This is a genomic window from Leeia speluncae, assembly GCF_020564625.1.
Taxonomy (GTDB): Bacteria; Pseudomonadota; Gammaproteobacteria; order Burkholderiales; family Leeiaceae; genus Leeia; species Leeia speluncae.
Genome location: NZ_JAJBZT010000001.1, coordinates 419,861 through 443,348 on the forward strand (window position 1 = coordinate 419,861; position 23,488 = coordinate 443,348).

The following is a 23,488-nucleotide window of genomic DNA, read 5'->3' on the forward strand; positions in this document are numbered from 1 at the left end:
GACGGGATGCACCTTATCCATAGCTACGCGCCAATTCATCAGCAAACGGTTCCAGAATCTCGGCAAAGGCTTGCACATGCTTGGGATACTTAGTTCGCACGAACTCAGCCAGCTGCTGTACCACTTCCATGGCGGTCGCCAGTTCTGAGGTTTCCGGCATGATCTTCTTACTGGCCGAGATAGTCTTGTTATAGGCATCTGCCAGACTGGACAGCATCTGCACCTTGGTTGCCGAGGGGATAGATGTGTCCAGATTCAGGGTTTCAATGGTGGATTGATACTGCAGCACCATGCCGTTCAGCATCTGACGGGCAATATCCTCAATTGCTCCGCCAGCCATCATCTGTGCGGAACGAAGCTTGTCCCAATCATCGCCAGATTCTTCGGAGTCTGACTTCCAGCGGCGGGCGGTACCATAGGCTACGCCTGCACGTGCTGCAGCTACTTCCAGACTCAATCGATCCCGGATGTAATAGGCACGTACTGCCTCACGTACTTCTTTGCCATGGGCCATACTTACAACCCCAACTTAATTCTGGCCACTAGGATGCCGCAGGCGGCAATAGCCCCTGCGCTAGCTCCAGCGGCTGCACCATAGACCACCGCTTTCTTGACCGCACGGCGTTCAATCTCGGCCATGTCCTGTTGAATCGTGTCCAACTTGCCGTCGATGCGTTTGAGCAGCGCCAGCTCTTGTGATTCTTGGTTGTTTTTATCGCTCATCATGGCCTCTTAGCCAGTTGGTTAGAAATTTCGGTGACCTTGCCATCAATCACCTTCATTTGTTCCAGGATACGGTCTTCACCCACGCGGTAATCATCCTTGCGGACATAGTTACCCATCACCTCAATCTGAAAGTGATGCAACTCCTGTCGTACTGCATGAGCGGATTCCGAAGCGGATTTTGCGGCAGCTTTTGCACCGTCAGAATCTTGTGAAACTCGCCTGATCCAGATCCCGCCAAAGAGTGCGATCAAGGCCAGCGCAATCGGCCATAGCACGACATAGACGCTTGAATTACCCATGACGGCGACGCTCCCAAAGTGATTGGCAATGCACACAGCGTTGGCAGCCTGGTGCGGCTAAACGTCGTTTCATCGGGATAACATCCCCACAGTCATTGCAGTACTCGGCTGATTCGCCATCTGAATGGGTACATTCCCGTACTGCTGCAATGGCGGCATCCCTTTGGGCTTGCTCCAGATCGCTGGCCCGATCAAATACATCAGTCATGCGTAGTCTCCAGTTGGATCAACTGGATCAGTTGCGCCCGCTCTTGCTGGCACTGTGTTCCGGTGTCGATTGCCCAAGAGAGGAGGTCAGCTTGACTGATCCCGCTATCGAGGAGGTCGTCCCCGCATAACCCGGTTTCAGCACTGGTCGTTGCTTCGGTTGCTGGATCATTGCTGCTGGTAGTGGTGCTTGATACACAGGCGGTGCGATCTGCACCGAAGGCGGTGTTGAGCAGCCGGACATAGCCACGAGTAAACACGGCACGAGGGATAGGTACAGCAGTCGCCGCAGGCGAGGTTTTATAAACAGTCGTGACATAAGGCACCTTCTTTTGCAGGAGATTTTGCACATCAGCTAATTGCTGCTGAGTGGTTGCCAGCTCACTGGCCAGTGCATTTCCTCGTTTGATTTCAGCGATTAGCTTGGTTGCAGCAGCATTCACGGCCTTGGCATAGGTTTTGTCGTACTCGCCACGCAGCTGGGCAATCGCGGCATCTCCTTTGGCTTTTGCTTCCCCGTAGCCAGAAGAATGGCCATAGAAATACCCACCCAGCAGGGCCATGAGTGAGATGGCAATAATCACCAAGTTCTCTTTGATCCAGTCCAAAGGGGAGAAACTAAACATGGCATACCCCCTGACCAAACCCAGCCTGGATATACAGTGGCTCAAACTTACCGATAATGACCTGCGGATACCCTCGGTTTTCTTGGAAGGCTGCTGCCGTTCTGCCTGCATTGGATGGGGTAACTTCCGCCGCAATCAGGCGGTTTGCGCCTGCTTTAGTCGCCTTGGCCTGATCGCGATACACCCAGCCAAGTCCGCCGTTATAAGCCCACAGTGCCATCCACATCCGATTGCAACGGTCTTTTGCCTTGATGTGGTCATATAGATGCTTGTCGTAGATCACCAAGGCACGCATTGACCAGGCTGGATTGGTTGCTGTTGCGCCATCACCCCGCAGACTTGGATAGGCATCACGAATCCAACTAGCGGTTGCAGGCATAAACTGAGCGATACCAATTGCCCCGACAGGTGAGGTAGCGTTTTCACGCCAGCGAGACTCCTGGTGGATCTGGGCCGCAAAGGTGGCGACCGGTGCATCCAGCCCCCAAAAGGCATGGGCTTCCCGAGTCAGTTGGGCGCGGTGCCTAAGCGCATTGGCTGGCACCTCGGCAAATGCCTGGTGAACAGCCAGCAGGCCGAACACCAGATAGAGTAGTAGGTAACGAACCGGCATCATTACAGCCCCAAACCTACACCCAGCACGATGGCTGCAATGATGATGGCGCGACGAAGCATGGCGAGGGAGTAGACCAACTCATAACCCTCGGCAATTTGGATATCAGCCCCCTGTGCATTCTTACCAAAGAATTGCAGGTGGTATTTCCAGTCAGGGGTCTCGAGATAACTATCCGGGCGGGCATACGGGAACACTGCACGGTCAATCCAATAGCCAATTACTGCTGCTGCTGTGACCAGGGATAACTTGTAGACAAAGGTGATGGTCTGCTCTGGATGGATCAGATAAACCAGCCCGATCAACAGCAGTGCAAAAAGAATCGTGAAAGTAAGGCGGGGTAAACGATAGGCTGAATCATTCATGCAGCGGGCTCCTTGGGAGAGGTTGATGTGAATTTACTAGGGGTAAAAGCACATGCCGCACTGCGTGAACGGGCAATCCATTCTGGATCAAACCGACATTGACCGTATCCAGCCAGATCGGCTAGTCGCGTCTTGGGTTTTTTGAAGTGGTTACAGCGACCACAAACAGAAAGGGCACATGATTTTTGCATGTGCCCATCATAAAATGATGCTAACTATCGACCCACGGGAAGGGTGTCAGTGGGTATCCTTACTGCATATTATCTTTGGATGAATGTGAATCATGCAGTAAGATTAATTATCTAACTGACATTTAGAAATGCAATGAACATTAAACAACGCCTTCCGATCATTGGTGGCATCACTGTTGGGGTGCTGGTATTTTTTTATATGAACAGCATGCTCAGTATTTCGCGAGAACCTGAAACTGTAGAGCAAGCGCAAGAGGCTATTTCGGGAACATGGACTTACACTGATCCAATAAACATCAATGATTCGAATCAGTTTCCTGAGCAGTGGGTTAAGTATGTGATTGATCCTAATGGTTCAATGCAAGTATTCTATGCATCGCCATCTGATAGCTCTTGGGGACATCCACAAACATGCCCTTACAAAGTCACGACTGGAAAATATTCAGATACAGGAGAGCGATGGTTTGGTATTCGTAGTGTCTGTGACTCTGTGATTTCTGTTTTGTATAAAAAGGGAAACTTAGTTCTCCATCACCTCTCGTATGAAATGGTTGGAAAAATGGAAAAGGGCGACAAGTTTCCATTCTCGAAATAAAAATAAGCCCCTTTAGCAGGGGCTTTCTTAAAACAAACTGATCTGTTGTGCGTTAACAGATACTTTATCGACTTCTTTCAGTATTCGCCAAATCATCCGGTCGCTCAGACCAAAAGAAGTGGCCAAGTTGGCCACGGTTGCATTGACGCCGATTTCGTTCGAGTGTTTATCGAACTCAGTTCGTATCATCCGGTTCCTAGTTTCACGAATGGCATCTTTACAGTTAGGGATGTATAGCGCTTCACCCCCAAAGTGCTTGGTGAGGATGTCAGCCGCAAGGATACCCACTTCTTCGGCAATGGCCTGATAGCGGATATTGCCTGCAAAGGTCTTGTTTTTTGAGATTGGGAAAGTCTGCCCGCCATAGCGTTCAACCAATAGCAGCGTCTTTTGCACACCGATCAGTCGAACCAATAGTTGTGCGTTCTCTGGTAGCACATGCGCTACGCTAGCAAGATCCGCAATGTTTACTCGTTGATTCATGAATGCCTCCGTTGATCGTATGTTAAAGCAGCCACGATTTTGCGCAAATTCTCCTGCCCACACCATTCAACCCGATCTACCCCAAACATCCGTTTAGCCATTGCATCGGCGTAGGCCATTGGGCGGCCAGCATCGGCCAAGAGCGCATTGATCTTACTCATCAGGGCTTTATTGCCAGAGGCCACGCTATTCACAGTCCGCCCCGCCTTACTGGATGGCTTAAAGCCAAGACGCTTTAGCTCTGTAAATACCCCCGCTAGCCTAGTCGCCGGAATATCCTTGGCAGAACGAACACCCGCCACGCGTTGCAGCATGTCACGGTAGACGTCATCACTCATGCCAAGCTGTGATTTGGCGATGTGGATTTTAGCGAGATCGGTTTTACTCACACTCATGATTTATCATCTTTCAGAAAGCACATTGTCGAGAGGGCTCAAAGAACCGTCTCGACAGTGGGTTTTCATCAGATCATCTGGCCTATTGTTCGTCGGTGGATCGGGTCAGAGCGCATCCCAATGGTGCCGCCTTCGTTGTGCCTGGTATCAGTCAGCCGGATGATTCTTCCTTGGGTTTTAGAGGAATATTTTGTCTGCCAACCATCATCTAGTGGCCGTACTTTCTCTTCTGCAACCAAGTGTTGCACTGCCGTTCTGACTGATTCGGGATGAAGCAAAAGGCTTGTGCTGATATCAGTTATCGTTGCATCACGCTCTTGTAGCAGGTTAAAGATTGCTTCTTTCTTTTCTGTAAAAGTTAGGATTTTCAAAGCCATCACACACCAGCTTTCTTAGCGGTAAGCATTGCCCGGTCAATCATTGAGTCAAACTCCGCTTCCGTTGGATACGCTTCCTCCCCTTGCTCAGACACAATCATCGTCATCATGTTATGCATTTCGTTTTCGATGGCATAACAAAGAGGGGTATCTTCTGGAGCAATAAAACTTTTGCGCAGGGCTTGATAGCGTGCAGCATCCTGCTCTATACCATCCGGCACGGCGGGCTTCTGTGCTGCACCAACTAGATCGTTGATTGCTATTTCTAGTCGTTGCGCCAGTTCATCGCCGCTATTCAGAGAGGTGAACAGGTCTGCCCATTCGCGGTTTTCCAGTAGACAAACCATCTTTTCTACGTGCTGGCGCAATGTGTCCGGCATGGATGGCTGCTGATGCGTACTCTCCCTTTTGACCCTGCCGAAAAGTAGAGCAAAGGATTCTTTTAATAGCCCCGCAGAATACTTTGGAAATAACCGTGCATTGCCTCCATCAGGGCAGCAGCTTATGTAATTGTCAGCAACATCTCCCACGTGACCGCATGCTGGGCAGAATAGGATCATCTCTTCAGTTGGCTTTGCTACGCCATTAGTCTCTTGGTGATTACTCATTTCATCGGTCTCCAAAAATCAAATTCATCGGTGTCAGGCTGTTTCTGTTGCTGGTTCAATTTCACACCCTCCTAAATCATCGGTTGCTAAAATAGTCACCTCAGTGGCTACCCTGTTAATGTGTTGCAAGGCTGCTTTGCCACTAGCGAAACTCAGATCATAAGAAAAGTATTCCTTCTGCATCTTGGCGGCTTCACGTTTGCCTAGCAGTTTTTCCCATTTCTTCATTGCAGTTGGGGAATATAGATAATTCTTGCGCTTGTTTAACCACTTTTGTTCGGGATGTGAGTTCTTCCCGGAGACCCATGCCCCCTTCCATTCTCCGTTGATATAAACCACTATTCGGTACCGCAGAGACTTCGCACGTTCGACGCGGAGGGTGATCTCATCCCCATCCGCTTTTAACTTCACATACCCCCAAGCCATCGTTAACCGCTGGCTCAGGTATTCAATTTGCGCTTTTGTCAGTTTCACTTGTTTCTCCGGCTGCTCATCAGTACCCAGCAACCACGCTGGGCAGACCGCCTTCCGGCGGTTTCGCTTGGGTTACTTATCAGACAGTAGCTGCTTGAATGAGGTGGTCGGGCTGAACTTCGGTACTCGTTTGGCGGCCACCTCAACGGTTTCCCCTGTACGAGGATTGCGGGAGGTACGAGCGGCGCGGGCTGTAGAAGAGAACTTACCTAGATCAGGCAGGGCAATCTCCCCCCCGGCCCGCACGGTGTCGCGGATAGCAGTAGTCAGTGCATTGATGACATCTTCTGCTTGGCCCTGTGTCACATTGGCGTGGGAGGCTACGTGTTTGATCAGTTCTGCTTTTTTCATGGTCTTACCTTTCAAGTGTTTAAAAATTGCTAGTTTTAAATGCTGACCCGTGCGCAAGTTACGGATCAGCAGCTTAAGATTACGAACCGTTGGCGGGCTGCTCATCATCCAGCTCTGCTTCTAGTTCTTCGAATTTTTTCAAGTAACGCTCGGTGTGTTCTCCTTCAACTAGCATGAAAGCACCGAAGGTCTTACTTTCTGTTCCATACCCCACCACCAGTTTGCTAATACCGGACTCTCGCATTTTGGTGATGGCATCTGTTAGTGATAGTTTATGCCAGCTTTCTGGCTCAACGCTCGTAAAGAGGTTTTCATTCATCTCACACCCCCGCCATATCTAGGGCGATTGGCAGGTATTCACCACTTTCACCGATACGCTCATAAACACGGATGTAAGACTTGCTGCCCACTACTTGCACCGCTTCGCTGATCGCATTCATGGCACGAATCCAGCGCTCGTCTGTAATTTCATAGCGACGCAGAGCCAGTACTCGACCAGTATTGATTTCGCCTTCCTTGTTTGTGGCGAAGGCAGCACCAATCAGCGCCTGTAGTTCAGGGCTAGCGCCTTCAGTCCAATCATGTAGGCACTCATCAATCAGTGCCTTGGCCGCTTGAAGTCGCTCATCAAAGTTGATTCGCTCCTGTACAGCGCGGTTCACCTTGAGTCGACCATCAAAACTCATCAGGGACAAATTACCTTTTTGCCCACCCAGCTTGACGCCGTACTCTTCGGCAGACATTTCGACAAAAGCTTCAATGTCACCAAAGATGCTGGCTTTGAACTTCGCCATGATTTCATTCATTTCTCGTGCCTTTTGCACGATCTCTTGCACCAGTACATCTCGGGCCAGATCCACTGGCTTGATCAGCTGCTCTGGCACCAACGCACCACGGGCATCCTTGCGGTAGCCTGCGGGCACCTCAACTACTTGTACTTCGCTCATCGTTCTTTCCTTTTAAGATTCGGTAACACCCGGCTAATGCAGACTCAACGGCGGGTGTTGCGTTAAATGTTCGTTTGCTTCCTTGCTGCGCTTTTACTACCTGCTTCACTGGTGGTGCCTGGGCGACGGGCTTCGGTTGTGGCTCCTTTGTCACCGGTTGCTCTAGTGAGGCCAGATAACGTTTCCATACCGACTCCCTGGCTTCTTTCAGGCTGCAACCGTTTTCCTCACGGTAGGCCGCTGCTTGTTGCTGCAGCAGCTGCTTTTGCTCATCGGTTAACTCAACTGGCATTGCAGGCAGGCTCCGACCACAACACATTGACCTCTTTGATCGTGGTGACCATTAGGCAGCTATCATTGGTGCGCTCCCGCGTCTCGCATCCATACTTCGCTTTTAGTTTTTCAAAAGATTTATTTGGGCCAAGTACAATCCTGCTTTCACTTCCAATCACGGAAACACCAACCACTTCATAGCCAAGCTCAACCAGTTTCCAACCCACGCGTTCTGTCGCTGCTACGCGATCAATGACTGGTAATTGTTTCATTGCAAAACCTCCGTTAGAGTGCCTGTGCCACACACCGGACAACCCGCCTCATAACATTTGTAGAGATCAGGAGTGGTAATCAGTGGCAGCTTATTGACTGGATACAGCCGCTTGCAGATGCTGCACATCAGGTGAGTCGGCTTACGACCCTGTAGCGGCATACGATATTCGACGCGTACTCCTTCAATGCGCGTCCAGTACAGATACTCACCATCAACTATCTGTCTGGTTAGGCCGATGCGCTCGGCAATCCAAGGGTTCCGCTTTACTTCCCAACCAGAACCATCCACCGACTTGCCGAGGATATGGCAGTGGTTTTCACGTAAAAGGCGAAGCACTCGATTCATGAGACCAATGGTGGTGAAGAAAGAAGCGGTTAACACTTTGGGTTCTGGCAATATGGCAATCTTCATGTTCAAACTCCTTTCAAATGACACTGTTGGCATGCCTTCCAGTGCTGCATGCGGGCGGGGTTGTTAATCGGGATGCGCATTTCGCAGTAGCTTTTGCACACCTCTTTGCTAATCGTTTCATTCAAGTAAGGGCAGGTCTTCTGTGCCAGTGCTGCTCTTACTTTTTCCAACATCTTGTCTGGATTGGGGTACTTCCCATTCAACAACATGCTTAAGCTAGCTTTGGATACACCAACTCGGGCACTGATTTTGCCGAGGCTGGATGTCTTCAATTCTTGCCGCAGTAGATCCATCACCTCAGTCATCTAGTAACTCCTCCGGGCTGGGTTGCCACATCACTTTGTTCAAGTTTTGGTCGTATACCCAATCCACGCGTTGCACCATCGGCGGTCGCGGACCGGTATATTTAATTAACTTGTATCTTGCAGGTCTTGTGCCTGTACCAAATGCTGCTTTAGTAGGGGAGGTGACTGCTAGATAACCTGCTTTAGAGAGGAACTTCAGGTAAGCTTTTGCCGTCGTGCTCGCTATTGGTGTCTGCTCGGTACTTGCCATCGCTGCTAGTTCATGAAAATCAAATGACTCCAACCTGCGCATCGTTTGCCACATCAATTCATTGCCTCTTCCTTGAGTGACTTCACTTCCATCTTTACGAACTCTTGGTGCAAAAGTACCGTTGTCTTTCACTAATCGATAAGTCCATTCGACCATTACGCCATTCAGTTTTGCTTGGTCTTTATTGCTGATCTCAACCCAACCACCAAGCAAGAGGCTTCGAAGGAATGACTTGGTTGTTGTCGTGTTTACGTTGGTTTGAACGGATAAATCATCCAAAGTAAAGTGCTGACGTTTAGCTCGAATCACTTCCCAAATTCGTTGCCGAGGCGACTTGCCACCCACCAGTTCTGCTTGTACCTTTTGACGCGCCATTAGAACTTCCTTCCTTTTGGTGCTTCTCCGGTATACAAGGGCTGGTCCCCCCATGTTTCTGCATCAATGTCGGTCAGTCCACTTGCTAGTGCTTGGCGCTGGATTTGATCCAAGTTGACGCAGACTCGACGGACTGAACCATTCGCTTTCTTCACCAGTAGCTCCAGCAAGTCATCCGAGATTGTTAGTTGGCGAGCGTAGATACTGGCAAGCTTTCTGGCATCTTCCAGATTGACTGGCTGCGCCTGCACCCAACTCAATACACGGCCATGGAAGCGCTCCCATTTCTTGAGTTTCATCGGTAAACCTTCTTCTCCAATGATCAGGATCGGTGCTCCTGAGCCTTCGTACAGATCTCGAACCAGCTCAACCATGCCGCGCTCTACTACATGGTCAAACTCATCAATCATCAGTGGGCGTCCTGCGAGTGCTAGTTCTTCTGCAACCTGATCTGCCATTTCTGGGATCGTGCCTGCTGGTTTGATCGACATTTCTAACAAAATCGCTTTCAGCATGTGCTTCTTCGACCAACTAGATTTGGCTTGTACGTAATAAGCGCGGGTTGCGTTGGCGACCGAATTGGCTGCCATTGACTTACCAAATCCAGATGGCCCAAACAGGCATACCAGACCAGGCAAATTGCGTTCGCGATTGACCGCGTGTTCGAGTGCGATCTGGCAAATCTTCAGGTTGCCGATGTTGGCCACTCCGGCCATGTTGACGTTTGTATTGTTCATAACTGATAATTGCCCTTGTTTTATTGCCCTTAGTCGACCAGCCGCACCACCGGTTGGTCTTCGTTTTTCAGGTACTGCGACTTCCACTCAGGAAGTTCGCGATACTTGAAATACCAGTCACGGTCATGCGCTTCTACATGCCCACCGTTTCTGATAACCCCGTCAAATCGAATCCACTCAGCCATCCGTTCTGGCGGTGTCATCTTCATTAATGCTTGTTTTCGTTGAATCAGCGCTCTGCGCTCGTCTAGCACCTCCTCTGGTGTCACTGTTGCCTGTACGGTCAGGTCTTCTTGTGGCTGAATCGCTGGCATTGCATCAATTTCAGCCCGTGTCATGTTCAGACCAGGAATCACAAAGCTGTCTTGTGCCTCAATCAAAGGCCGTAATTCCGCATCTGCGCGATCAATCACCTCTTGGGCTCGTGCTTTCATGCCCGATACACGTTTCTCATGCAGCTGCTCGACAAATGTCTTCGCAAAGCCTTCGCGCTTGTTACCGTTAAACTCCGCCACACACACAAAGCGGCCATCCAGATCACGAATCACCACCGACTGCGCGCTATGAACGTCGTAGCCCACTTGCACTTCCTGACCATCTACCAACATCAAGTCTCGGCTGAAGTAGCTGTTGTTCCACAGCTGTACTAGCCCACGTTTGGCTGTCCGGATAACGTATGGTCGGAACAAATCCTGCAGTTCTGTCTGACCAACTCGGTGGATGCGATCCGCCTTGATTCGAGTTTGGTAAAACTCTGCTGGTGTCATGTACATGCCATTTCGTTTTGGCAGCTCGCTATGAGGGTGTTCTTCGTTATATTCACGAATTGCAACCTCTAGCTTCTCGATAAAGGACTCCCAGCTAGGCAACATCTCTACCGAATGACGTTCACCGCGACTAACGGCTTTGATCTGGCTTTCAATCGTGTTTGCTCGTTTACGCAGGGTGTCTCTGTCCATGTCTGGACCTTGATAGGTCTCAAACTGACGGGCCAACTTGAGTAGGATCGTGCCGTGAGCCCGCTCAATCAGACCGCGACCTTGTGGGCTACCAGGAATACCGGTCTCATGCTGAATACCAAGGCGACCCAACATGCCGGTCACTGGCGCATCAAACATCTTGTTTTTCTGGCCGCCACCGTTATCGCTGTAATAGATCAGTGGTAACCCATGGCTCATCACCCCATGGCGCAAGGCGTCACAAACAGCCAGTACGTTCTCTGATAGGGATACTGACCAACCCACTATGACCCTGGTGTGTGCATCCATAATCAGAGTGACCTCTGGTTTGAATGGATTGCCATGGTCTGGGTGAGCTACCTTCATCTTCATGCCGTGACCGTCGCCAATCCAAACATCGTTCACATCCAATAAGGACCAATCACGCTGTACATACGGCATTACTGCTTTTAGCGAGGCGCCTGACATCCGACCGTGATACAAGGTTTCGGCTGGCAGCTTCTTCAAGAACCGGCGTACCTGGTGAATGGATGGCAATTCACATGCTGTCCATGTATAGCCCGCGTTCGCATGTAGCGAGGCTTTCCAAAGCTTAATAAACGTCTCGTAACTTTCTGCCAGTGTTGGCCTTTCTGGACGGCGATAGATTTTCAGAAACTCAGCCGCCCATACAGGGATGGTCATGTCCGGTGTCCGCTCGGCAGGGGCCAACAGACGCAGGCGATCAAGGAAATTCTTTGCAGAGAGGTATTTCTTAATCCACTCACAAAGTGTGCGGCGGCTAAAGATCCGCTCATCATTCCCACGAGCATTTGCTCTCATGGCCAATTGTTGGGTGACGGGAGGCAATTCCTTTGTACTTGCCATGTGAATCAGCATAGACATTGCTTTTTCACGGCTTACCGCCTGCTCAAGCATGAGTACTTCCGCTACCATGGCGCACCTTGCCTCTGCGATTGCACGTTGGTTTGCGTTCAATTCGTCTGCGGTTGACAGGGTCAGCATTAGCTGTTCTTTTTTCTTACTCTTGGCCAACGCCTTTGGCAGATCACGTGCAGAAACCTTTAGGGCAGGGACTGCTGGTGACTTATCTTGCAGGCCGACACTGCGCTTAATAATTTCATTGCGTGTAGCTTCTGGCAGTGATTCAAATGAAAACTCTTTGCCACCACCTTTGCCTGTTTTTGTTCGAGATTCCCAGCTATCTTTTCTGGCGCGATGATTGATTGCTTGAGAGGTGTTTGGCATGGTGTCCAAACTCAACAACTCATTTACTGAAAACCATTTTTTCATTGGAAGTCACCAAATAGGTCTAGCTCTGGACTTACTGACTTCAATACGTTCTCACGCTGAAATGCTACTTGCTGCAATGTTTCTGTTAGTACTGAAAGTGTTTCTTCCATACCATCCCGGGTTTCCCAAAATTGGGATAGCAGCATGATGGCTTTGCCAAACATTGCTTGCATGTTTGCAATATCTTCAGGTTTAGCCTTCTTTCCTACAGGTATCTCAATAACGACCCGACCAGCTGCTGTACTTAGGTAATCGCTTACAAAATGTGCGCCACAAAAGGTTTCAAACTGACGTAGACGGTTTAAGGGCATGCTGCTTTCTGAAAGCCATCGGTAGTAGGTTTTCAACTCAACCCCCATTAAATCTGCCATTACTTTGGCTGGGCGGCGGCTTCTATCTGCCTGCTGCGTGGCTTTCTCAATTGCATCATCAAGACTTGTGGGAATCTGTCTGCGAATTCTCATAGTCATCCAATCACTAGTGCGAAAATAGGTAGTGGTAACAACCTGTTTTCCGGCTCAAACTGTAGATAAGTCATTACTTACTTACATGGAATAAACAAAAGTGGTTACAATCGTTCAAATCAGTGCAAAAACTGGCGCAAAATTTCGCTTTGCATACCGTTCGGGCCATATAGACTCAGGCTCACAACCAATTGCCTTTGCGATGATCAACTCACCTTTTGGCCAGGGGCGATCTAGTGCACTTTTTAGTGTTCCTTCGCTTAAGCCAGCTGCGACTGATAGTTTTCTGAGTGACCAACCTTTCTTGCGAAGAGCAGCGACAACATCTGCTCTATGCCAGTCTTTATGGGTGTCACTTTTTTTTGTGCTCATACATTCACCTATTAGGTAACCTATAAATAACCTGCTATGAGTGAATATTAACCTGAGAATAGGCTTAATTCAACTGTTTTCAGGTTGTATTTTCATCTATCAGTGTGTGTAAATAGGCTTTTGTTTGTGGAATCAGGTACTTACAGGTAACTTGAAAATGAAAAATAAGTTAAACGAGTCATTTTCTACTAAGGTCATTGAACCTGAAAACGAGCGATTGCTGCTTGGCGGTAGGTTGCGAGACGCACGGGAGCGACTTTCCCTATCAAGATCTGAGTGTGCTGACCAGATCGGTGTATCAATATCGACGCTTCAAGCCTGGGAAATTGGCGAAAGAGAGCCTGACGCCACGAAAATTGCAAGGTTGGCTCGCCTATATAAAGTGAGTACCGATGAACTCTTGCTTGGTGAAGTGCTAGCAAGCAAGCAGATTCAGCATCGCCATGACCAAAGCTATTGCGTGCTAGATACAACTGGAAATAAAGTAGATTTGTCAGAGTTTGTATTTATTCCACGCTTTGATTTACAGGCCTCTGCGGGACATGGAGCGCTTACTTCTGACAATGAAAAGCCTGTGTTTACAATGGCCTTCCGTAAGTACTGGATTGATAATTACTTGAGAGCAGATCCAAAGAATCTATCGGTAATCTCTGTGCACGGAGACTCGATGGAAGGTGTCTTGAATGATAGAGATGTCATTCTGCTTAACCATGCGGATACCAATGCCGTCGGCGGCTTGTATGTGCTACGAGTAGATGGGAATTTGATCGTCAAACGAGTGCAGCGCATACCAGGTGGAAAACTCAGGGTCGTCAGTGCGAATGAAGCTTACGAGCCGTTTGAAGTGGATATAAACAATCCACCAGATGACTTTGCGGTGATTGGTAAGGTGGTTTGGTTCGGGCGGATGCTGTAACTATTATCTGTTTACTTACTGTTCATTCCCGTGCAGAAAGTATCGTCAAAAAACATCATAAACTGCTCATTTTCTAACAATTTCGATCAAACGCGATATTCTGCACTGAACTGGCGCAAACCCGCATGTACACTAAGATTCAAGGCCACGCGGGTGTCTCCTAACCAGTGCAGAAGCTGACCCTACCCCACATCAGATTGAAACACGAGACTGAGTCTAGTAAGTGCAAGCATTTCACGTTTCAAATGAACTAGGTCCGTTCACAATAGATAAACCTCCGAAATGTGCCAGCAGATAGTTACTACCGCTTGGCTTTGTTGCACAAATCAATCAATAATCACGCAACCTCAATCCCTAGACTTACTTACCCTGCACATACCGTCTTGAGCGTGCACAATGCGCTAAAGTGATTTAATATCGCTGCACAGATTTTAAGCTCAGCAATCTGCAAGTCAAAGTCTCGCGACTTGACTCGATTAGCCAACAATTTAAGCAGTGAATTTGCGTTTCCACTAAGCTTCGCCGATGGTAGCAGCTCCAAGTTTCCAAAGTGTTCTCGCCAGATGTCACCCCCGATTGCTAGTAACAGTTGGCTAACCATTCTGTGCCTTTGTCGAACCAGAGTAATATCTGTCTGCGTTGTTTTGTGACTGCTTGCATGCATGCCAGTTGGTGGTCCGGTACTTTGTAGAATGATGTTTGGTTATGTCATCATTCTAGCAAAATGGCGTAGGCGCTGATGTGCGCAGCATAGCCTTACTGCTTATCACTTGCAAAATGATGTATGCCTAGACTCTTGGTGAGGCAACCGCTCTTTGGGTAGGCATCGATTCCGTTTCGCCATCATTTAAGATAAAGCCCTAATTTTTCAGGCTACTTTAACCAGCACAAAAATCTGATTATCCTTTTTCACTTTGAAAACGCTAATAATCTTCTCTTCCATCGTGAAATTTTCTTACGATATTGCCAATTAACTGCAAATATCTATCGGAGGTGAGCCTATACCCTATTAGACACCGTTTGTGGATGTACTAGGAGTGAAATGAAGGGTACCCCACTTCACATTAACTTCTGATATTGATATGGGGGCAAGGGTTTAAAATGAACGAAATCAATTGTTTTTTAAGGTTGCCAGATGTACTAAGGATTATTCCGGTTTGCAGGGCTACTTGGTACAACGGGATAAAGCAAGGAAGGTTTCCCGCTCCTGTAAAATGCGGAGCTCGTCTTTCTATGTGGCGTATGAGTGATATCCAAAAACTTGTGGCCGATATCAGTAACTCTAATATCCAATGAGTCTGGTTTAACTGCATGATGGCGATGAGATATTACAACCCGACTGCAAGTGACTTGGTCGCGGCAGTGCGGAAGAAAGTGGAGCCTAATAGAGTCTGATAGTATTTGCAGTTCGTGTTTCTATTTAGCATGCTGTGAAAGGGGCATCAAACTGATGCCCCTATCTACATAAATATTTTCTAATGCTTGTTTGGGTTACCTGACGTTTATTTCTTGCGTTCAATACGGCTCACTAAATCCTTGTTGGCCATTACTTCTAATGGGCGAAATGCAGTACTTACATCATTAATTGTACTTTCTGATGCGCCGTAAGATGAAAAGCAAGATTTCCATAATCTTACTTTTGACCATAACTGGCGGATGCAATCAATCGCGATTTCTTCATCTTTGACAAAATCCCCGTAACAAGAAAGAGCGTTTTCTAAACTAGCAACTTTCCCCTCCGTCCCAATATTTAAATGCAGCCGTCTTTCGTAAGAAAAACTTGGGCGTGGCACGACATCATAAACAGGGGATAGCCTCCAGCCACTAATTCGAAAATCGTAAAGAAAACCATGATTTCGCAGATGGTCATCGTCATTATTGATGAGGATGTTATAAACCATTCTGCTGAATAGTTCTTTGCAGTCGGCCTCTACAAAATCTGGATGCACATTTTGTCGAATTGCATTCGCAAGATGGCTATAGCTCATGTAGGGGGAATCAAACTCACTACACCCAAGTAAGGTTAAGGCACTAATGAAGGGAATCCGATATTCATGTGCGCCAGGCTTCTGTAATGCGTCATAGAGATTGGCGGTGTGAATTGACTCATCAAGGTGATGCCAGAATCTGTCAAATCGTCTTACAAGTAAGATAGGTTGATTACCTATGAATTCTCTTCTCACTTCCGCTACGTTTAAACCACACGCCTTGGCAAGCTTCATTGCACAGTATTCCGCAGTAACCAAGTCATGACTGTCATTTGCTGAAGGAAATTTAGCTAGCCACAGACACATATCTTCATCTCTAATGATTGCTTTTGGGCGTGCGCCTCCCGCACCGCACATGCTTGGCAGTAAGTGGAGAAATGTTGATGGAAGTAGTGCTTCGCTTTCGATAATGCTTTTGATTTCTAATAAAGTGGAAATCTTGTCGATAGGGCAGGCTGATGGTGTATAGGGGGAGTTGATTGAAGCTCGTATATCTAGCGCACCAATCCTATCTCCACCCGCAGCAAGCAAATAAGTAGATTCCGGTAATCCATTAAGCGACGCGTTAAAACGCGTCTCGATAACCCGGCGGCCCCATGCATCAGGCGCTGCATCACAGATACCACCAAATGAAAGTAAGCCATGTGCTGGAAAGTAAACTTCTGATGAGGGAGGCTGCTTAACCCCGAGGCTAGTGGGGTCTATAGGGAATGCATATTTTGAATGGCTATATGGCAATTCGTACGAAAATGTGTGCCTTTCAATGAGATGATTAGCACTGTTTGGTAAGGTGATATGGAGTTTACCGACTAATTGCCACTTGCCACCATCTTGTGGCAAGTGAGAGAAAATATTGAGCATGTTCAAAGCGAAAAAGCTAATCAATTGAGAGCCTGATGGTTCTTGAAAATTATCATGACAAAGTGGATTGCTCTTAAGCATCTTTGTCTGAACTTAAATACCATGACCCTTCCTCACGGATGATTTCTCCTGATGCAATCCCCTCTGCAACGCAGTCCCTTATTTCATTCTCAGTACGGAGTTCATATTTGCCAGGATTATTTCTCACATAATCCACGAGTTTCCAAGCATCAAAGCGATTAATTTCGCCATTTAGGCCAAAGTCAAAATCGACATTTATTTCCCCCATTTGACATTCCAAACCGATTCCATGCTTACGTAACGAGAAGGATTTTGCTAGTCCATTTAGACGAGGACGGGGTGAAAAAGCCCATTGGATATTGGTTTGTGGTCGTCTAAAGCCGCACGTCTCCAATATCCTTATCGCAGTAGCTACATCAGCTAGGTAATCTTTAATAAGTACTGCTAGTCGTTGGTCCATCACGTTTCCCCTGTGAAATTTCAAAAAAAAGTTAAATCTACGATTTACGTAGAGATTTGCTGTGACAATTCTACGACTATCGTAGAATGAGCGCAAATTCCAAATCGAATGTAATAGGGCGACGCCTCCGTGAGGCTCGCAAAATGGCTGGCTTACCCCAAGACCGTCTAGGTGTCTTGGTTGGTCTAGATGAACATACGGCCAGTGCAAGGATTTCCAGATATGAAACAGGCGTACACGAGCCAAACTTTGAAATGGCAGAAAAACTAGCTGGCATTCTGGGGGTGCCAGTCATCTACTTTTATTGTGAAGATGACGAACTGGCAAGCTTGGTAAAAGCGTGGGAGAAGTTGACCGATAGTGATAGAGCTAAATTTCTAACGGAACTACAACGAAGTACATGAATGTTTTTTGTCGGTTTGAGATGTAACTAATAAAACAATTCAGGTGAAAGACCTACTTTTCGGCCAAAGTGGTTACTCAGATGACTAATATATAATGTTGGTATTTCATCAATTCACAGACTGTTGCAGTACTTTATTATTTACTAATAATACAGACTCGCACTTATGAGACGAAATGCCATATTCACCGTCGACCAGCTAGAGCGACAAAGTATACTCGCATTTGAAAGACCGTTTGCAATCTGTTTGGAAGAGTGTTCTGGAGCTCAATTTATTGTGGTCAGATGGTGTTCACTCTTCTAAACATGAAAAAGACCTAGAACTAAATAGAGAGAAGCTTGCCATTCAGTTCTAGCTAGTCTTAATACAAGCAACATGTATTTGGTGTTAGATAGGTACTAATAGCCAATCGTGAAGCGCGCTCGTTCATGTGCAGGTTTCTCTAGTTCATTCACTAGCGCAACTGCATAATCTTCAAACGAAACCTTGCTCTTTTGTTTGTCATCAAAAATCACATCATCAGTGCCAAGTCTGAAAATGCCTGTTCGTACTCCTGGTTCAATTAGCATTGGAGGGCTAAAGTAAGTCCAATTGATGTTTGATGAACGCAAGGCCGCAAACGCTTTCATATGCGACGTTGCTATTGGAACGAGAGGTTCTGGCCAATGGCCAGAGTTGAGCACAGTCACACCTTTAGAGAACCAAAGTGAGCCTGCTCCCCCTACCATAATAAGTCGAGGGACACCTGATTGACGGATGGCTTCAATCTCTCGTTCCGTTACGCTTGCCAATTGATCTGTGTAATTAATATCAGAGAAGAATCTCGGATCACTTTTGTCTGGGCCGTATGCACTAACGACCGCATCAGCGCCGGAAATGATGTCTGCAATTCGTTCTACGCTGCTTAGGTCATCTTGTACTGAACGGATACTTTTTGGCAATTTGTCCGTATTCCTTGCAACAGCTGTTACTTCGTGCCCACGGTAAATCAGCTCACTGAGTACCGTTCTACCTGCTTGCCCTGTTGCTGCTAAAACAACTACTTTCATGCTTAGTCTCCTGATAAAGAACTTTTTAAGTGAACTGAGAATCAATTGATACTCAGTAGTAAGTGATTTTGTTGGCCTAATTAATAAGATCCGACTCCTCAAAAGCTGGATAATCGGTGTAACCAATAGCATTGCCACCATAAAAGGTTGAACGGTTATAAGGGTTTAATTGGGCATTGGTTTTGAGCCGCCAAGGTAAATCTGGATTCGCAATGAACCATCGTCCAAATCCAATCGCATCTGCGCGACCAGCACTGATTGCGTCTTCTGCTGTTTCTTTTGTGAATCCGCCCGATAAAATTAATGTTCTTGGCCAAAAGGCACGAAGTTCGTCAACAGAGCTTGGCGTGCCAATCTGCATTCCACCACCGCCACGAGCCTCAATCAGACTTACATAGGCGATACCTGTTTTTTCTAGATTTTGAAGCACATAGCTGTAGAGTTTTATAGGGTCGGAATCGCCCACATCGTTATAAGTTGAAAATGGTGACAGGCGAACGCCTACACGATCTGCTCCCCATATCTCGGTGACTGCTTGAGTCACTTCAAGTAGCAAGCGCGCACGATTTTCAATAGACCCACCGTAGCGGTCTTGACGATGATTCGAGCTGTTATGTAGGAATTGTTCGAGTAAATAGCCATTCGCACCATGTACTTCAACACCGTCAAAGCCTGCAGACATCGCATTACGTGCGCCATCTCGATAGGCCTCAATGATGCTTGGTATTTCATCTAAGTTGAGCGCTCGAGGTGTTTCGTAAGGAACCTGTTTCCAATCTGGGGTCAGTGATACTTCGGTTGAGATTGCAATCGGAGAAGGCGCAACTGGTAGAACGCCATCTGGTTGAAAACTTGAGTGCGACGAGCGACCAACGTGCCACAACTGTAAAAAGATAAGCCCTCCCTTGGCATGTACGGCATTCGTTACTTTTTTCCACCCTTCTACCTGTGCGGTAGTATGAATTCCAGGCGTTGACGGATAGCCTTGTCCATAAGGGGTTATCTGAGTTGCTTCGGCAACAATAAATCCACCTGCAGTGGCTCGCTGGCTGTAATACGCTGGTGCAAGTGAATTTGGTACGTTCCCCTTTTCGGCTCGCATGCGGGTTAGTGGAGGCATGACGACACGATGGCTAAGCTGATAGCGACCAAGTTTTAATGGGGAAAATAGCGAGGGGGCGTTCATTTTACAAATCCTCTTTAATAACAATTCAAGTCCGATGAAAAAAGCAAAGATGCTGGTATTTGTTAACGTAAACTAATCTTCTTTTTTATAATATGACCGGTCGTCTTGAATTAGTCAAGTAGGATATCTAACTTGGTACGCAATGTTTCTACGGTGAAAATTGATCGTAAGATAATGAAGGGGGAGAAGAGCTGCTGGTTATATCTAACTTAATGGGGATTAACTAATGATGTTCTTGACACTGAAGCACAAGCGTAACAAAATTAAAAGACGACCGGTCATAATTAAGTAAGGAACTTTTAATGGAATACCAATCCTCTCCTGCACGTCGAGGGCCTAAACCTAAGCCACATACGCGTGATAATCTTATTCAAGCAGGGATGAGGATGTTTCATGAGGCTGGTTTTTCTGCGACAGGGATTAAAGAAATTGTTGATGCGGTAGACGTGCCAAAAGGATCTTTTTATAACCATTTTGAAAGCAAGGAAGCTTTCGGAAAAGAGGTGGTTGATTTTTACTTTAATCGTGGCCTTGCTGATATTCAGGCCCATTTTGAGCGGACTGATATTCCGCCACTAGATAAATTGAAAATGTATTTTGAGCAGCGCATTAATGGCTTTCGGGCTGCCGGCTATGTTCGTGGCTGCTTATTGGGTAACCTAAGCTTGGAAATTGCAGACCATAGCCTGTTGATTCGTGAAAGCCTCTCTCTACACTTTAGTACATGGAGTTCTCTTTTCGAGCATTGCATTGCTGCGGCACAAAAAAATGGAGAAATTAACAATCCATTGTCTGCGTCCCTTATCGCGCAATTCCTTCTTAATAGCTGGGAAGGGGCATTATTAAGAATGCGGGCTGACAACAGTGATGCACCACTAATTACATTCATGGAAGTCGTTTTTCATTCGATACTTGTATGAAATGTCTAAAGTAGCCCTTCTCGAGTCCTTTCTTGCGAAAAACGACCGAATAAATCATCTAATTTGATGCTTCCTAGTTCGGTCAAATTTCAAGTTCCAAAGCCTGAAATTGTCCTTTCATCGTCTTGCCAACTTCCCCTGTTGTATTTAATAGTCGTACAATAGATACATCAATCAACTAAACTGATGATGAATTCAAGGATTTTTTGTGAGTCAAACCGACATCAATACAGCGCCTACCCTTGGGGAAGAGGTTAGGAAACTACGTAAAGCAAAAGGGAAATCTCTTGCATATGTAGCTAGCTCCATCAATCGCTCTGTTAGCTTTATCAGCCAAGTTGAGCGGGGACAAACAGATCCATCTATTCCTGATTTAAAAGCCATTGCAAAAACGCTTGGTGTTCCACTGGGGTGGTTCTTTTCATCGGACACTATGCCAAATTCAGAAAAGGGCAAGATTGTAAGGGCAGATACACGGCGAAAAATTGGCACAGTGACGGATGGCTTAGTTGAGGAATTACTCTCTCCAAGTATCGGTGGCAGTTTTGAAATGATTCTTAGTCGAATTGAGCCTGGTGCTGCGCAAGACCCAGTTCAGCGTGTAACAGAAGAAGAAGTCTATGTAATTTCTGGGAAACTCGATTTGTGGATTAATGAGCAAGCATTTCAAGTTTCTGCTGGTGATAGCTTTAGAATTGAGAATGCGCCTTTTCGCTGGAAAAATAATTCGGAAGAGCCTGTGATTCTTGTGTGGGTAATCTCCCCTCCAATGTACTAAAAAAATTTAGTGATAAACGTCTAAAGGACACTCCATCAGTTAAATGATCGAGTGTTTTTTTGTAACTTGCAAAATAAAAAGTTACACGAAAAAATAAATTTAGTGTTATATTTATTATTCTATGTAACTTTTTATTTTGGAGTGCGTGATGAACGACAAGCAATCAGTACAAGAAAGCTTTATTTTAATGGTCAGCTGTAAGGGGTTATGCGGCATTGTTGCTGCAATTGGTAACTTTCTTGCTGACAGAGGTTGCTACATCACGTCTATGTCTCAGTTTGATGATGTTGAGTCAGATAGATATTTCTCCAGAGTAACTTTTACAACTAGCGCTCATCATCCCGCTTCTCTTGATGAGCTTAAAGACGCTTTCAAAGCGACAGCTGCTAGTTTTGAAATGGACTGGGATATCTATGACGCGGCTGAAAGACCAAAAGTGTTGCTGATGGTGTCTAAGTTTGACCATTGCTTACAAGATCTTTTCTATCGTCAAAAAACGGGCGAATTAAAAATCGACATAACAGCTGTTGTTTCAAATCATGAAGATTTGCGTGAGTTTGTCGAATCAAATGATGTGCCTTTCCATTATTTACCTGTTAATCCAGAGAATAAGGCGGCGCAAGAAAATAAGTTATTAGAGATTGTGGATTCAACTAAGAGTGAATTAGTTGTGTTAGCTCGATATATGCAGATCTTATCAAATGATCTCTGTAGAAAACTCTCTGGGCGTGCAATCAATATTCATCACTCTTTCCTACCTGGTTTTAAAGGGGCAAAACCTTATCACCAAGCATTTGACCGCGGTGTAAAACTGATTGGCGCGACTGCTCACTATGTCACGGCAGATCTTGATGAAGGTCCAATTATCGAACAAGTAGTCGAGCGAGTCGACCATGCTTTTATGCCTGATGACCTAGTGGCAGCAGGTAGAGATTCTGAACGTTTAGCGCTGGCAAAAGCCGTTCGTTTTCACATAGAGCGCCGTGTATTTATGAATGGACATCGAACGGTTGTCTTTAAGTAAAGGGGATTGCAATGAAGGCTACAGTTTTGGATGGAAAGTCTCTTTCCTTGGATATCGAGTCTAGCTTAAAAATCAAAGTTAGCAACCTTATCGAAAAAACGGGTATTACTCCAGTACTTGCAACCATTCTTGTGGGTGATGATCCATCCTCTGCGATTTATGTGCAGATGAAAGTAAATGCCTGTCACCGGGTAGGTTTGGGCTCTCGTAAGATCGTACTGCCTCAAGAAACTAGTACTGCTGAATTACTAGCTGTCATTGACTCACTTAATCAAGATGAGAGTGTTAGAGGAATTTTGCTTCAACATCCTGTTCCTCCTCAAATTGATGAGCAGGCGTGTTTTGACAGAATCGACTTAGATAAAGACGTCGATGGTGTTACCTGCCATGGGTTCGGACGAATGAGTTTTGGCCAATTTTCTTATGGTGCAGCAACACCATCTGGCGTAATGAAATTATTGGCATTTCATGAAGTCAATTTATCGGGGCTAAATGCAGTCGTTGTTGGTCGAAGCACGATCCTAGGCAAGCCGATGGCTCAAATGTTGTTAAATGAAAATGCGACCGTCACCATTTGTCACTCTAGGACGAAACATTTGCCGGAAATCATTTCTAGAGCCGATTTAATTGTCGGGGCAGTCGGTAAGCCTCACTTCATCAAATCAGCATGGATAAAGGATGGCGCAATTGTTATTGATGCCGGTTATCATCCTGGAGGCATCGGTGATATCGAAGTCAGCACACTACCAGAGAGAAGCCTAGCTTATACCCCTGTTCCAGGAGGCGTAGGCCCTATGACTATTTCTACCTTAATTTCACAAACTGTCGATTCTGCCTATCAACTCTATTTATCCGGAGATGGTAGTAGGCATTAAAGATTTAAATCCCCCCCGTTGGTTGTATATCGTTGC

General features: G+C 46.6%; 36 protein-coding genes, 1 other RNA gene and 1 pseudogene. 8 read left to right on the forward strand and 30 right to left on the reverse strand.

Features of this window, described 5'->3' with window-relative positions; genetic code table 11:
• Nucleotides 1–13 precede the first annotated feature (13 nt).
• Genes LIN78_RS01990 through LIN78_RS02020 form a run of 7 tightly spaced genes read right to left on the reverse strand, consistent with a single transcriptional unit; the run spans nt 14 to nt 2,836 of the window.
• Nucleotides 14–514 (reverse strand): DUF1804 family protein, encoded by a 501-nt coding sequence (locus tag LIN78_RS01990; protein ID WP_227177940.1) that lies wholly within the window; start codon nt 512–514, stop codon nt 14–16.
• Nucleotides 515–516: 2 nt separating this feature from the next.
• Nucleotides 517–726, reverse strand: coding sequence for a hypothetical protein (locus LIN78_RS01995; protein ID WP_227177942.1), 210 nt, complete (start codon nt 724–726; stop codon nt 517–519).
• Nucleotides 723–1,025 carry a hypothetical protein gene (locus tag LIN78_RS02000; protein ID WP_227177944.1) on the reverse strand — a complete coding sequence of 101 codons (303 nt, stop codon included), beginning with the start codon at nt 1,023–1,025 and terminating at the stop codon, nt 723–725. The genes LIN78_RS01995 and LIN78_RS02000 overlap by 4 nt, the downstream gene beginning before the upstream one ends.
• Nucleotides 1,018–1,233 carry a TraR/DksA family transcriptional regulator gene (locus LIN78_RS02005; RefSeq protein ID WP_227177946.1) on the reverse strand — a complete coding sequence of 72 codons (216 nt, stop codon included), beginning with the start codon at nt 1,231–1,233 and terminating at the stop codon, nt 1,018–1,020. The genes LIN78_RS02000 and LIN78_RS02005 overlap by 8 nt, the downstream gene beginning before the upstream one ends.
• Complete coding sequence (locus LIN78_RS02010) at nt 1,226–1,858, reverse strand: hypothetical protein (protein ID WP_227177947.1); 633 nt, start codon at nt 1,856–1,858, stop codon at nt 1,226–1,228. Before LIN78_RS02010 ends, LIN78_RS02005 begins: the two co-directional genes overlap by 8 nt.
• Nucleotides 1,851–2,474 (reverse strand): transglycosylase SLT domain-containing protein, encoded by a 624-nt coding sequence (locus LIN78_RS02015; protein WP_227177949.1) that lies wholly within the window; start codon nt 2,472–2,474, stop codon nt 1,851–1,853. The genes LIN78_RS02010 and LIN78_RS02015 overlap by 8 nt, the downstream gene beginning before the upstream one ends.
• Nucleotides 2,474–2,836, reverse strand: coding sequence for a putative holin (locus LIN78_RS02020; RefSeq protein ID WP_227177951.1), 363 nt, complete (start codon nt 2,834–2,836; stop codon nt 2,474–2,476). Before LIN78_RS02020 ends, LIN78_RS02015 begins: the two co-directional genes overlap by 1 nt.
• Nucleotides 2,837–3,160: 324 nt before the next feature.
• On the opposite strand from LIN78_RS02020, the gene LIN78_RS02025 reads away from it, so the two are divergent.
• Entirely contained in the window at nt 3,161–3,622 is a 462-nt protein-coding gene (locus LIN78_RS02025) for a hypothetical protein (protein ID WP_227177953.1), read from the forward strand.
• Between the two features lie 27 nt (nt 3,623–3,649).
• Here LIN78_RS02025 and LIN78_RS02030 read toward each other — a convergent pair whose 3' ends face one another.
• From LIN78_RS02030 to LIN78_RS02115, 18 genes are all read right to left on the reverse strand, one after another.
• Nucleotides 3,650–4,105, reverse strand: a complete 456-nt coding sequence (locus LIN78_RS02030) for a Mor transcription activator family protein (protein WP_227177955.1) — start codon at nt 4,103–4,105, stop codon at nt 3,650–3,652.
• Entirely contained in the window at nt 4,102–4,500 is a 399-nt protein-coding gene (locus tag LIN78_RS02035; RefSeq protein ID WP_227177957.1) for a gp16 family protein, read from the reverse strand. Before LIN78_RS02035 ends, LIN78_RS02030 begins: the two co-directional genes overlap by 4 nt.
• Nucleotides 4,501–4,568: 68 nt before the next feature.
• Complete coding sequence (locus LIN78_RS02040; RefSeq protein WP_227177958.1) at nt 4,569–4,877, reverse strand: hypothetical protein; 309 nt, start codon at nt 4,875–4,877, stop codon at nt 4,569–4,571.
• On the reverse strand, nt 4,877–5,485 hold the full coding sequence (locus LIN78_RS02045; RefSeq protein WP_227177960.1) for a hypothetical protein: 609 nt from the start codon (nt 5,483–5,485) through the stop codon (nt 4,877–4,879). Before LIN78_RS02045 ends, LIN78_RS02040 begins: the two co-directional genes overlap by 1 nt.
• Nucleotides 5,486–5,518: 33 nt before the next feature.
• Complete coding sequence (locus LIN78_RS02050; RefSeq protein WP_227177962.1) at nt 5,519–5,959, reverse strand: hypothetical protein; 441 nt, start codon at nt 5,957–5,959, stop codon at nt 5,519–5,521.
• 6 nt (nt 5,960–5,965) lie between these two features.
• An RNA gene (locus LIN78_RS02055) (hammerhead ribozyme type II) lies at nt 5,966–6,028 on the reverse strand.
• 3 nt (nt 6,029–6,031) lie between these two features.
• On the reverse strand, nt 6,032–6,418 hold the full coding sequence (locus tag LIN78_RS02060; RefSeq protein ID WP_227177964.1) for an HU family DNA-binding protein: 387 nt from the start codon (nt 6,416–6,418) through the stop codon (nt 6,032–6,034).
• On the reverse strand, nt 6,390–6,629 hold the full coding sequence (locus LIN78_RS02065; RefSeq protein WP_227177966.1) for a hypothetical protein: 240 nt from the start codon (nt 6,627–6,629) through the stop codon (nt 6,390–6,392). The genes LIN78_RS02060 and LIN78_RS02065 overlap by 29 nt, the downstream gene beginning before the upstream one ends.
• 1 nt (nt 6,630) lies before the next feature.
• Complete coding sequence (locus tag LIN78_RS02070; protein WP_227177968.1) at nt 6,631–7,257, reverse strand: DUF3164 family protein; 627 nt, start codon at nt 7,255–7,257, stop codon at nt 6,631–6,633.
• Nucleotides 7,235–7,549 (reverse strand): hypothetical protein, encoded by a 315-nt coding sequence (locus tag LIN78_RS02075; protein WP_227177970.1) that lies wholly within the window; start codon nt 7,547–7,549, stop codon nt 7,235–7,237. Before LIN78_RS02075 ends, LIN78_RS02070 begins: the two co-directional genes overlap by 23 nt.
• Nucleotides 7,539–7,802 (reverse strand): hypothetical protein, encoded by a 264-nt coding sequence (locus LIN78_RS02080; RefSeq protein WP_227177971.1) that lies wholly within the window; start codon nt 7,800–7,802, stop codon nt 7,539–7,541. The genes LIN78_RS02075 and LIN78_RS02080 overlap by 11 nt, the downstream gene beginning before the upstream one ends.
• Nucleotides 7,799–8,215, reverse strand: coding sequence for a hypothetical protein (locus tag LIN78_RS02085; protein ID WP_227177973.1), 417 nt, complete (start codon nt 8,213–8,215; stop codon nt 7,799–7,801). The genes LIN78_RS02080 and LIN78_RS02085 overlap by 4 nt, the downstream gene beginning before the upstream one ends.
• Before the next feature lie 2 nt (nt 8,216–8,217).
• Entirely contained in the window at nt 8,218–8,520 is a 303-nt protein-coding gene (locus LIN78_RS02090) for a helix-turn-helix domain-containing protein (protein WP_227177976.1), read from the reverse strand.
• Entirely contained in the window at nt 8,513–9,145 is a 633-nt protein-coding gene (locus tag LIN78_RS02095; RefSeq protein WP_227177978.1) for a hypothetical protein, read from the reverse strand. The genes LIN78_RS02090 and LIN78_RS02095 overlap by 8 nt, the downstream gene beginning before the upstream one ends.
• A complete protein-coding gene (locus tag LIN78_RS02100) occupies nt 9,145–9,969 on the reverse strand; it encodes an AAA family ATPase (RefSeq protein ID WP_227177980.1) in 825 nt (274 codons plus the stop codon). Before LIN78_RS02100 ends, LIN78_RS02095 begins: the two co-directional genes overlap by 1 nt.
• The gene (locus LIN78_RS02105; RefSeq protein ID WP_227177982.1) at nt 9,912–12,134 is read right to left on the reverse strand and encodes a Mu transposase C-terminal domain-containing protein; all 2,223 of its coding nucleotides are present in this window, start codon (nt 12,132–12,134) and stop codon (nt 9,912–9,914) included. Before LIN78_RS02105 ends, LIN78_RS02100 begins: the two co-directional genes overlap by 58 nt.
• Entirely contained in the window at nt 12,131–12,598 is a 468-nt protein-coding gene (locus LIN78_RS02110; RefSeq protein ID WP_227177984.1) for a hypothetical protein, read from the reverse strand. The genes LIN78_RS02105 and LIN78_RS02110 overlap by 4 nt, the downstream gene beginning before the upstream one ends.
• Before the next feature lie 114 nt (nt 12,599–12,712).
• On the reverse strand, nt 12,713–12,970 hold the full coding sequence (locus tag LIN78_RS02115; protein WP_227177986.1) for a helix-turn-helix domain-containing protein: 258 nt from the start codon (nt 12,968–12,970) through the stop codon (nt 12,713–12,715).
• 157 nt (nt 12,971–13,127) lie between these two features.
• Between LIN78_RS02115 and LIN78_RS02120 the strand changes: the two genes are divergently transcribed.
• The gene (locus LIN78_RS02120) at nt 13,128–13,886 is read left to right on the forward strand and encodes an XRE family transcriptional regulator (RefSeq protein ID WP_227177988.1); all 759 of its coding nucleotides are present in this window, start codon (nt 13,128–13,130) and stop codon (nt 13,884–13,886) included.
• Between the two features lie 364 nt (nt 13,887–14,250).
• On the opposite strand, the pseudogene LIN78_RS02125 reads toward LIN78_RS02120, so the two are convergent.
• Nucleotides 14,251–14,443: pseudogene (locus LIN78_RS02125) on the reverse strand (IS5/IS1182 family transposase); the annotation flags it as partial.
• Between the two features lie 544 nt (nt 14,444–14,987).
• On the opposite strand from LIN78_RS02125, the gene LIN78_RS18370 reads away from it, so the two are divergent.
• Entirely contained in the window at nt 14,988–15,182 is a 195-nt protein-coding gene (locus tag LIN78_RS18370) for a helix-turn-helix transcriptional regulator (protein ID WP_227177990.1), read from the forward strand.
• A 206-nt stretch (nt 15,183–15,388) separates the two neighbouring features.
• Here the strand turns inward: LIN78_RS18370 and LIN78_RS02135 are convergent, their stop codons facing one another.
• Both LIN78_RS02135 and LIN78_RS02140 read right to left on the reverse strand, forming a co-directional pair.
• Nucleotides 15,389–16,816, reverse strand: a complete 1,428-nt coding sequence (locus LIN78_RS02135; RefSeq protein WP_227177992.1) for a type II toxin-antitoxin system HipA family toxin — start codon at nt 16,814–16,816, stop codon at nt 15,389–15,391.
• The gene (locus LIN78_RS02140; RefSeq protein WP_227177994.1) at nt 16,809–17,216 is read right to left on the reverse strand and encodes a DUF6896 domain-containing protein; all 408 of its coding nucleotides are present in this window, start codon (nt 17,214–17,216) and stop codon (nt 16,809–16,811) included. Before LIN78_RS02140 ends, LIN78_RS02135 begins: the two co-directional genes overlap by 8 nt.
• An 86-nt stretch (nt 17,217–17,302) precedes the next feature.
• Here LIN78_RS02140 and LIN78_RS02145 point away from each other — a divergent pair, with 86 nt between their 5' ends.
• Nucleotides 17,303–17,620: a helix-turn-helix domain-containing protein gene (locus LIN78_RS02145; protein ID WP_227177996.1), complete on the forward strand. Its 318-nt coding sequence runs from the start codon at nt 17,303–17,305 to the stop codon at nt 17,618–17,620.
• A 398-nt stretch (nt 17,621–18,018) separates the two neighbouring features.
• On the opposite strand, the gene LIN78_RS02150 is transcribed toward LIN78_RS02145, so the two are convergent.
• Together LIN78_RS02150 and LIN78_RS02155 are read right to left on the reverse strand one after the other, a co-directional pair.
• Complete coding sequence (locus LIN78_RS02150) at nt 18,019–18,669, reverse strand: NAD(P)-dependent oxidoreductase (protein WP_227177998.1); 651 nt, start codon at nt 18,667–18,669, stop codon at nt 18,019–18,021.
• Nucleotides 18,670–18,745: 76 nt separating this feature from the next.
• Nucleotides 18,746–19,855: an alkene reductase gene (locus LIN78_RS02155; RefSeq protein WP_227178000.1), complete on the reverse strand. Its 1,110-nt coding sequence runs from the start codon at nt 19,853–19,855 to the stop codon at nt 18,746–18,748.
• 302 nt (nt 19,856–20,157) lie between these two features.
• Between LIN78_RS02155 and LIN78_RS02160 the strand changes: the two genes are divergently transcribed.
• The 4 genes from LIN78_RS02160 to LIN78_RS02175 all read left to right on the forward strand — a co-directional run bounded on the left by LIN78_RS02160 (nt 20,158) and on the right by LIN78_RS02175 (nt 23,452).
• Nucleotides 20,158–20,775, forward strand: coding sequence for a TetR/AcrR family transcriptional regulator (locus LIN78_RS02160; protein ID WP_227178002.1), 618 nt, complete (start codon nt 20,158–20,160; stop codon nt 20,773–20,775).
• A gap of 208 nt (nt 20,776–20,983) precedes the next feature.
• A complete protein-coding gene (locus LIN78_RS18300) occupies nt 20,984–21,553 on the forward strand; it encodes a helix-turn-helix domain-containing protein (RefSeq protein ID WP_227178004.1) in 570 nt (189 codons plus the stop codon).
• A 148-nt stretch (nt 21,554–21,701) separates the two neighbouring features.
• Nucleotides 21,702–22,577 carry a formyltetrahydrofolate deformylase gene (gene purU, locus LIN78_RS02170; protein WP_227178006.1) on the forward strand — a complete coding sequence of 292 codons (876 nt, stop codon included), beginning with the start codon at nt 21,702–21,704 and terminating at the stop codon, nt 22,575–22,577.
• Nucleotides 22,578–22,588: 11 nt separating this feature from the next.
• Entirely contained in the window at nt 22,589–23,452 is an 864-nt protein-coding gene (locus LIN78_RS02175; RefSeq protein ID WP_227178008.1) for a tetrahydrofolate dehydrogenase/cyclohydrolase catalytic domain-containing protein, read from the forward strand.
• Nucleotides 23,453–23,488 lie beyond the last annotated feature (36 nt).

Coding starts and splice junctions, on each gene's coding strand:
- LIN78_RS02015 (WP_227177949.1), bottom strand. CDS start 2,474: ATGATGCCGGTTCGTTACCTACTACTCTATCTGGTGTTCGGCCTGCTG.
- LIN78_RS02020 (WP_227177951.1), bottom strand. CDS start 2,836: ATGAATGATTCAGCCTATCGTTTACCCCGCCTTACTTTCACGATTCTT.
- LIN78_RS02115 (WP_227177986.1), bottom strand. CDS start 12,970: ATGAGCACAAAAAAAAGTGACACCCATAAAGACTGGCATAGAGCAGAT.
- LIN78_RS02145 (WP_227177996.1), top strand. CDS start 17,303: ATGAGCGCAAATTCCAAATCGAATGTAATAGGGCGACGCCTCCGTGAG.
- LIN78_RS02155 (WP_227178000.1), bottom strand. CDS start 19,855: ATGAACGCCCCCTCGCTATTTTCCCCATTAAAACTTGGTCGCTATCAG.
- LIN78_RS01990 (WP_227177940.1), bottom strand. CDS start 514: ATGGCCCATGGCAAAGAAGTACGTGAGGCAGTACGTGCCTATTACATC.
- LIN78_RS18370 (WP_227177990.1), top strand. CDS start 14,988: ATGAACGAAATCAATTGTTTTTTAAGGTTGCCAGATGTACTAAGGATT.
- LIN78_RS02105 (WP_227177982.1), bottom strand. CDS start 12,134: ATGAAAAAATGGTTTTCAGTAAATGAGTTGTTGAGTTTGGACACCATG.
- LIN78_RS02010 (WP_227177947.1), bottom strand. CDS start 1,858: ATGTTTAGTTTCTCCCCTTTGGACTGGATCAAAGAGAACTTGGTGATT.
- LIN78_RS02080 (WP_227177971.1), bottom strand. CDS start 7,802: ATGAAACAATTACCAGTCATTGATCGCGTAGCAGCGACAGAACGCGTG.
- LIN78_RS02095 (WP_227177978.1), bottom strand. CDS start 9,145: ATGGCGCGTCAAAAGGTACAAGCAGAACTGGTGGGTGGCAAGTCGCCT.
- LIN78_RS02150 (WP_227177998.1), bottom strand. CDS start 18,669: ATGAAAGTAGTTGTTTTAGCAGCAACAGGGCAAGCAGGTAGAACGGTA.
- LIN78_RS02075 (WP_227177970.1), bottom strand. CDS start 7,549: ATGCCAGTTGAGTTAACCGATGAGCAAAAGCAGCTGCTGCAGCAACAA.
- LIN78_RS02135 (WP_227177992.1), bottom strand. CDS start 16,816: ATGCTTAAGAGCAATCCACTTTGTCATGATAATTTTCAAGAACCATCA.
- LIN78_RS02065 (WP_227177966.1), bottom strand. CDS start 6,629: ATGAATGAAAACCTCTTTACGAGCGTTGAGCCAGAAAGCTGGCATAAA.
- LIN78_RS02035 (WP_227177957.1), bottom strand. CDS start 4,500: ATGAGTGTGAGTAAAACCGATCTCGCTAAAATCCACATCGCCAAATCA.
- LIN78_RS02005 (WP_227177946.1), bottom strand. CDS start 1,233: ATGACTGATGTATTTGATCGGGCCAGCGATCTGGAGCAAGCCCAAAGG.
- LIN78_RS02120 (WP_227177988.1), top strand. CDS start 13,128: ATGAAAAATAAGTTAAACGAGTCATTTTCTACTAAGGTCATTGAACCT.
- purU (WP_227178006.1), top strand. CDS start 21,702: ATGAACGACAAGCAATCAGTACAAGAAAGCTTTATTTTAATGGTCAGC.
- LIN78_RS02060 (WP_227177964.1), bottom strand. CDS start 6,418: ATGATGAGCAGCCCGCCAACGGTTCGTAATCTTAAGCTGCTGATCCGT.
- LIN78_RS02045 (WP_227177960.1), bottom strand. CDS start 5,485: ATGAGTAATCACCAAGAGACTAATGGCGTAGCAAAGCCAACTGAAGAG.
- LIN78_RS02030 (WP_227177955.1), bottom strand. CDS start 4,105: ATGAATCAACGAGTAAACATTGCGGATCTTGCTAGCGTAGCGCATGTG.
- LIN78_RS02110 (WP_227177984.1), bottom strand. CDS start 12,598: ATGAGAATTCGCAGACAGATTCCCACAAGTCTTGATGATGCAATTGAG.
- LIN78_RS02090 (WP_227177976.1), bottom strand. CDS start 8,520: ATGACTGAGGTGATGGATCTACTGCGGCAAGAATTGAAGACATCCAGC.
- LIN78_RS02175 (WP_227178008.1), top strand. CDS start 22,589: ATGAAGGCTACAGTTTTGGATGGAAAGTCTCTTTCCTTGGATATCGAG.
- LIN78_RS02025 (WP_227177953.1), top strand. CDS start 3,161: ATGAACATTAAACAACGCCTTCCGATCATTGGTGGCATCACTGTTGGG.
- LIN78_RS01995 (WP_227177942.1), bottom strand. CDS start 726: ATGATGAGCGATAAAAACAACCAAGAATCACAAGAGCTGGCGCTGCTC.
- LIN78_RS02160 (WP_227178002.1), top strand. CDS start 20,158: ATGGAATACCAATCCTCTCCTGCACGTCGAGGGCCTAAACCTAAGCCA.
- LIN78_RS02070 (WP_227177968.1), bottom strand. CDS start 7,257: ATGAGCGAAGTACAAGTAGTTGAGGTGCCCGCAGGCTACCGCAAGGAT.
- LIN78_RS02000 (WP_227177944.1), bottom strand. CDS start 1,025: ATGGGTAATTCAAGCGTCTATGTCGTGCTATGGCCGATTGCGCTGGCC.
- LIN78_RS02140 (WP_227177994.1), bottom strand. CDS start 17,216: ATGGACCAACGACTAGCAGTACTTATTAAAGATTACCTAGCTGATGTA.
- LIN78_RS02040 (WP_227177958.1), bottom strand. CDS start 4,877: ATGGCTTTGAAAATCCTAACTTTTACAGAAAAGAAAGAAGCAATCTTT.
- LIN78_RS02085 (WP_227177973.1), bottom strand. CDS start 8,215: ATGAAGATTGCCATATTGCCAGAACCCAAAGTGTTAACCGCTTCTTTC.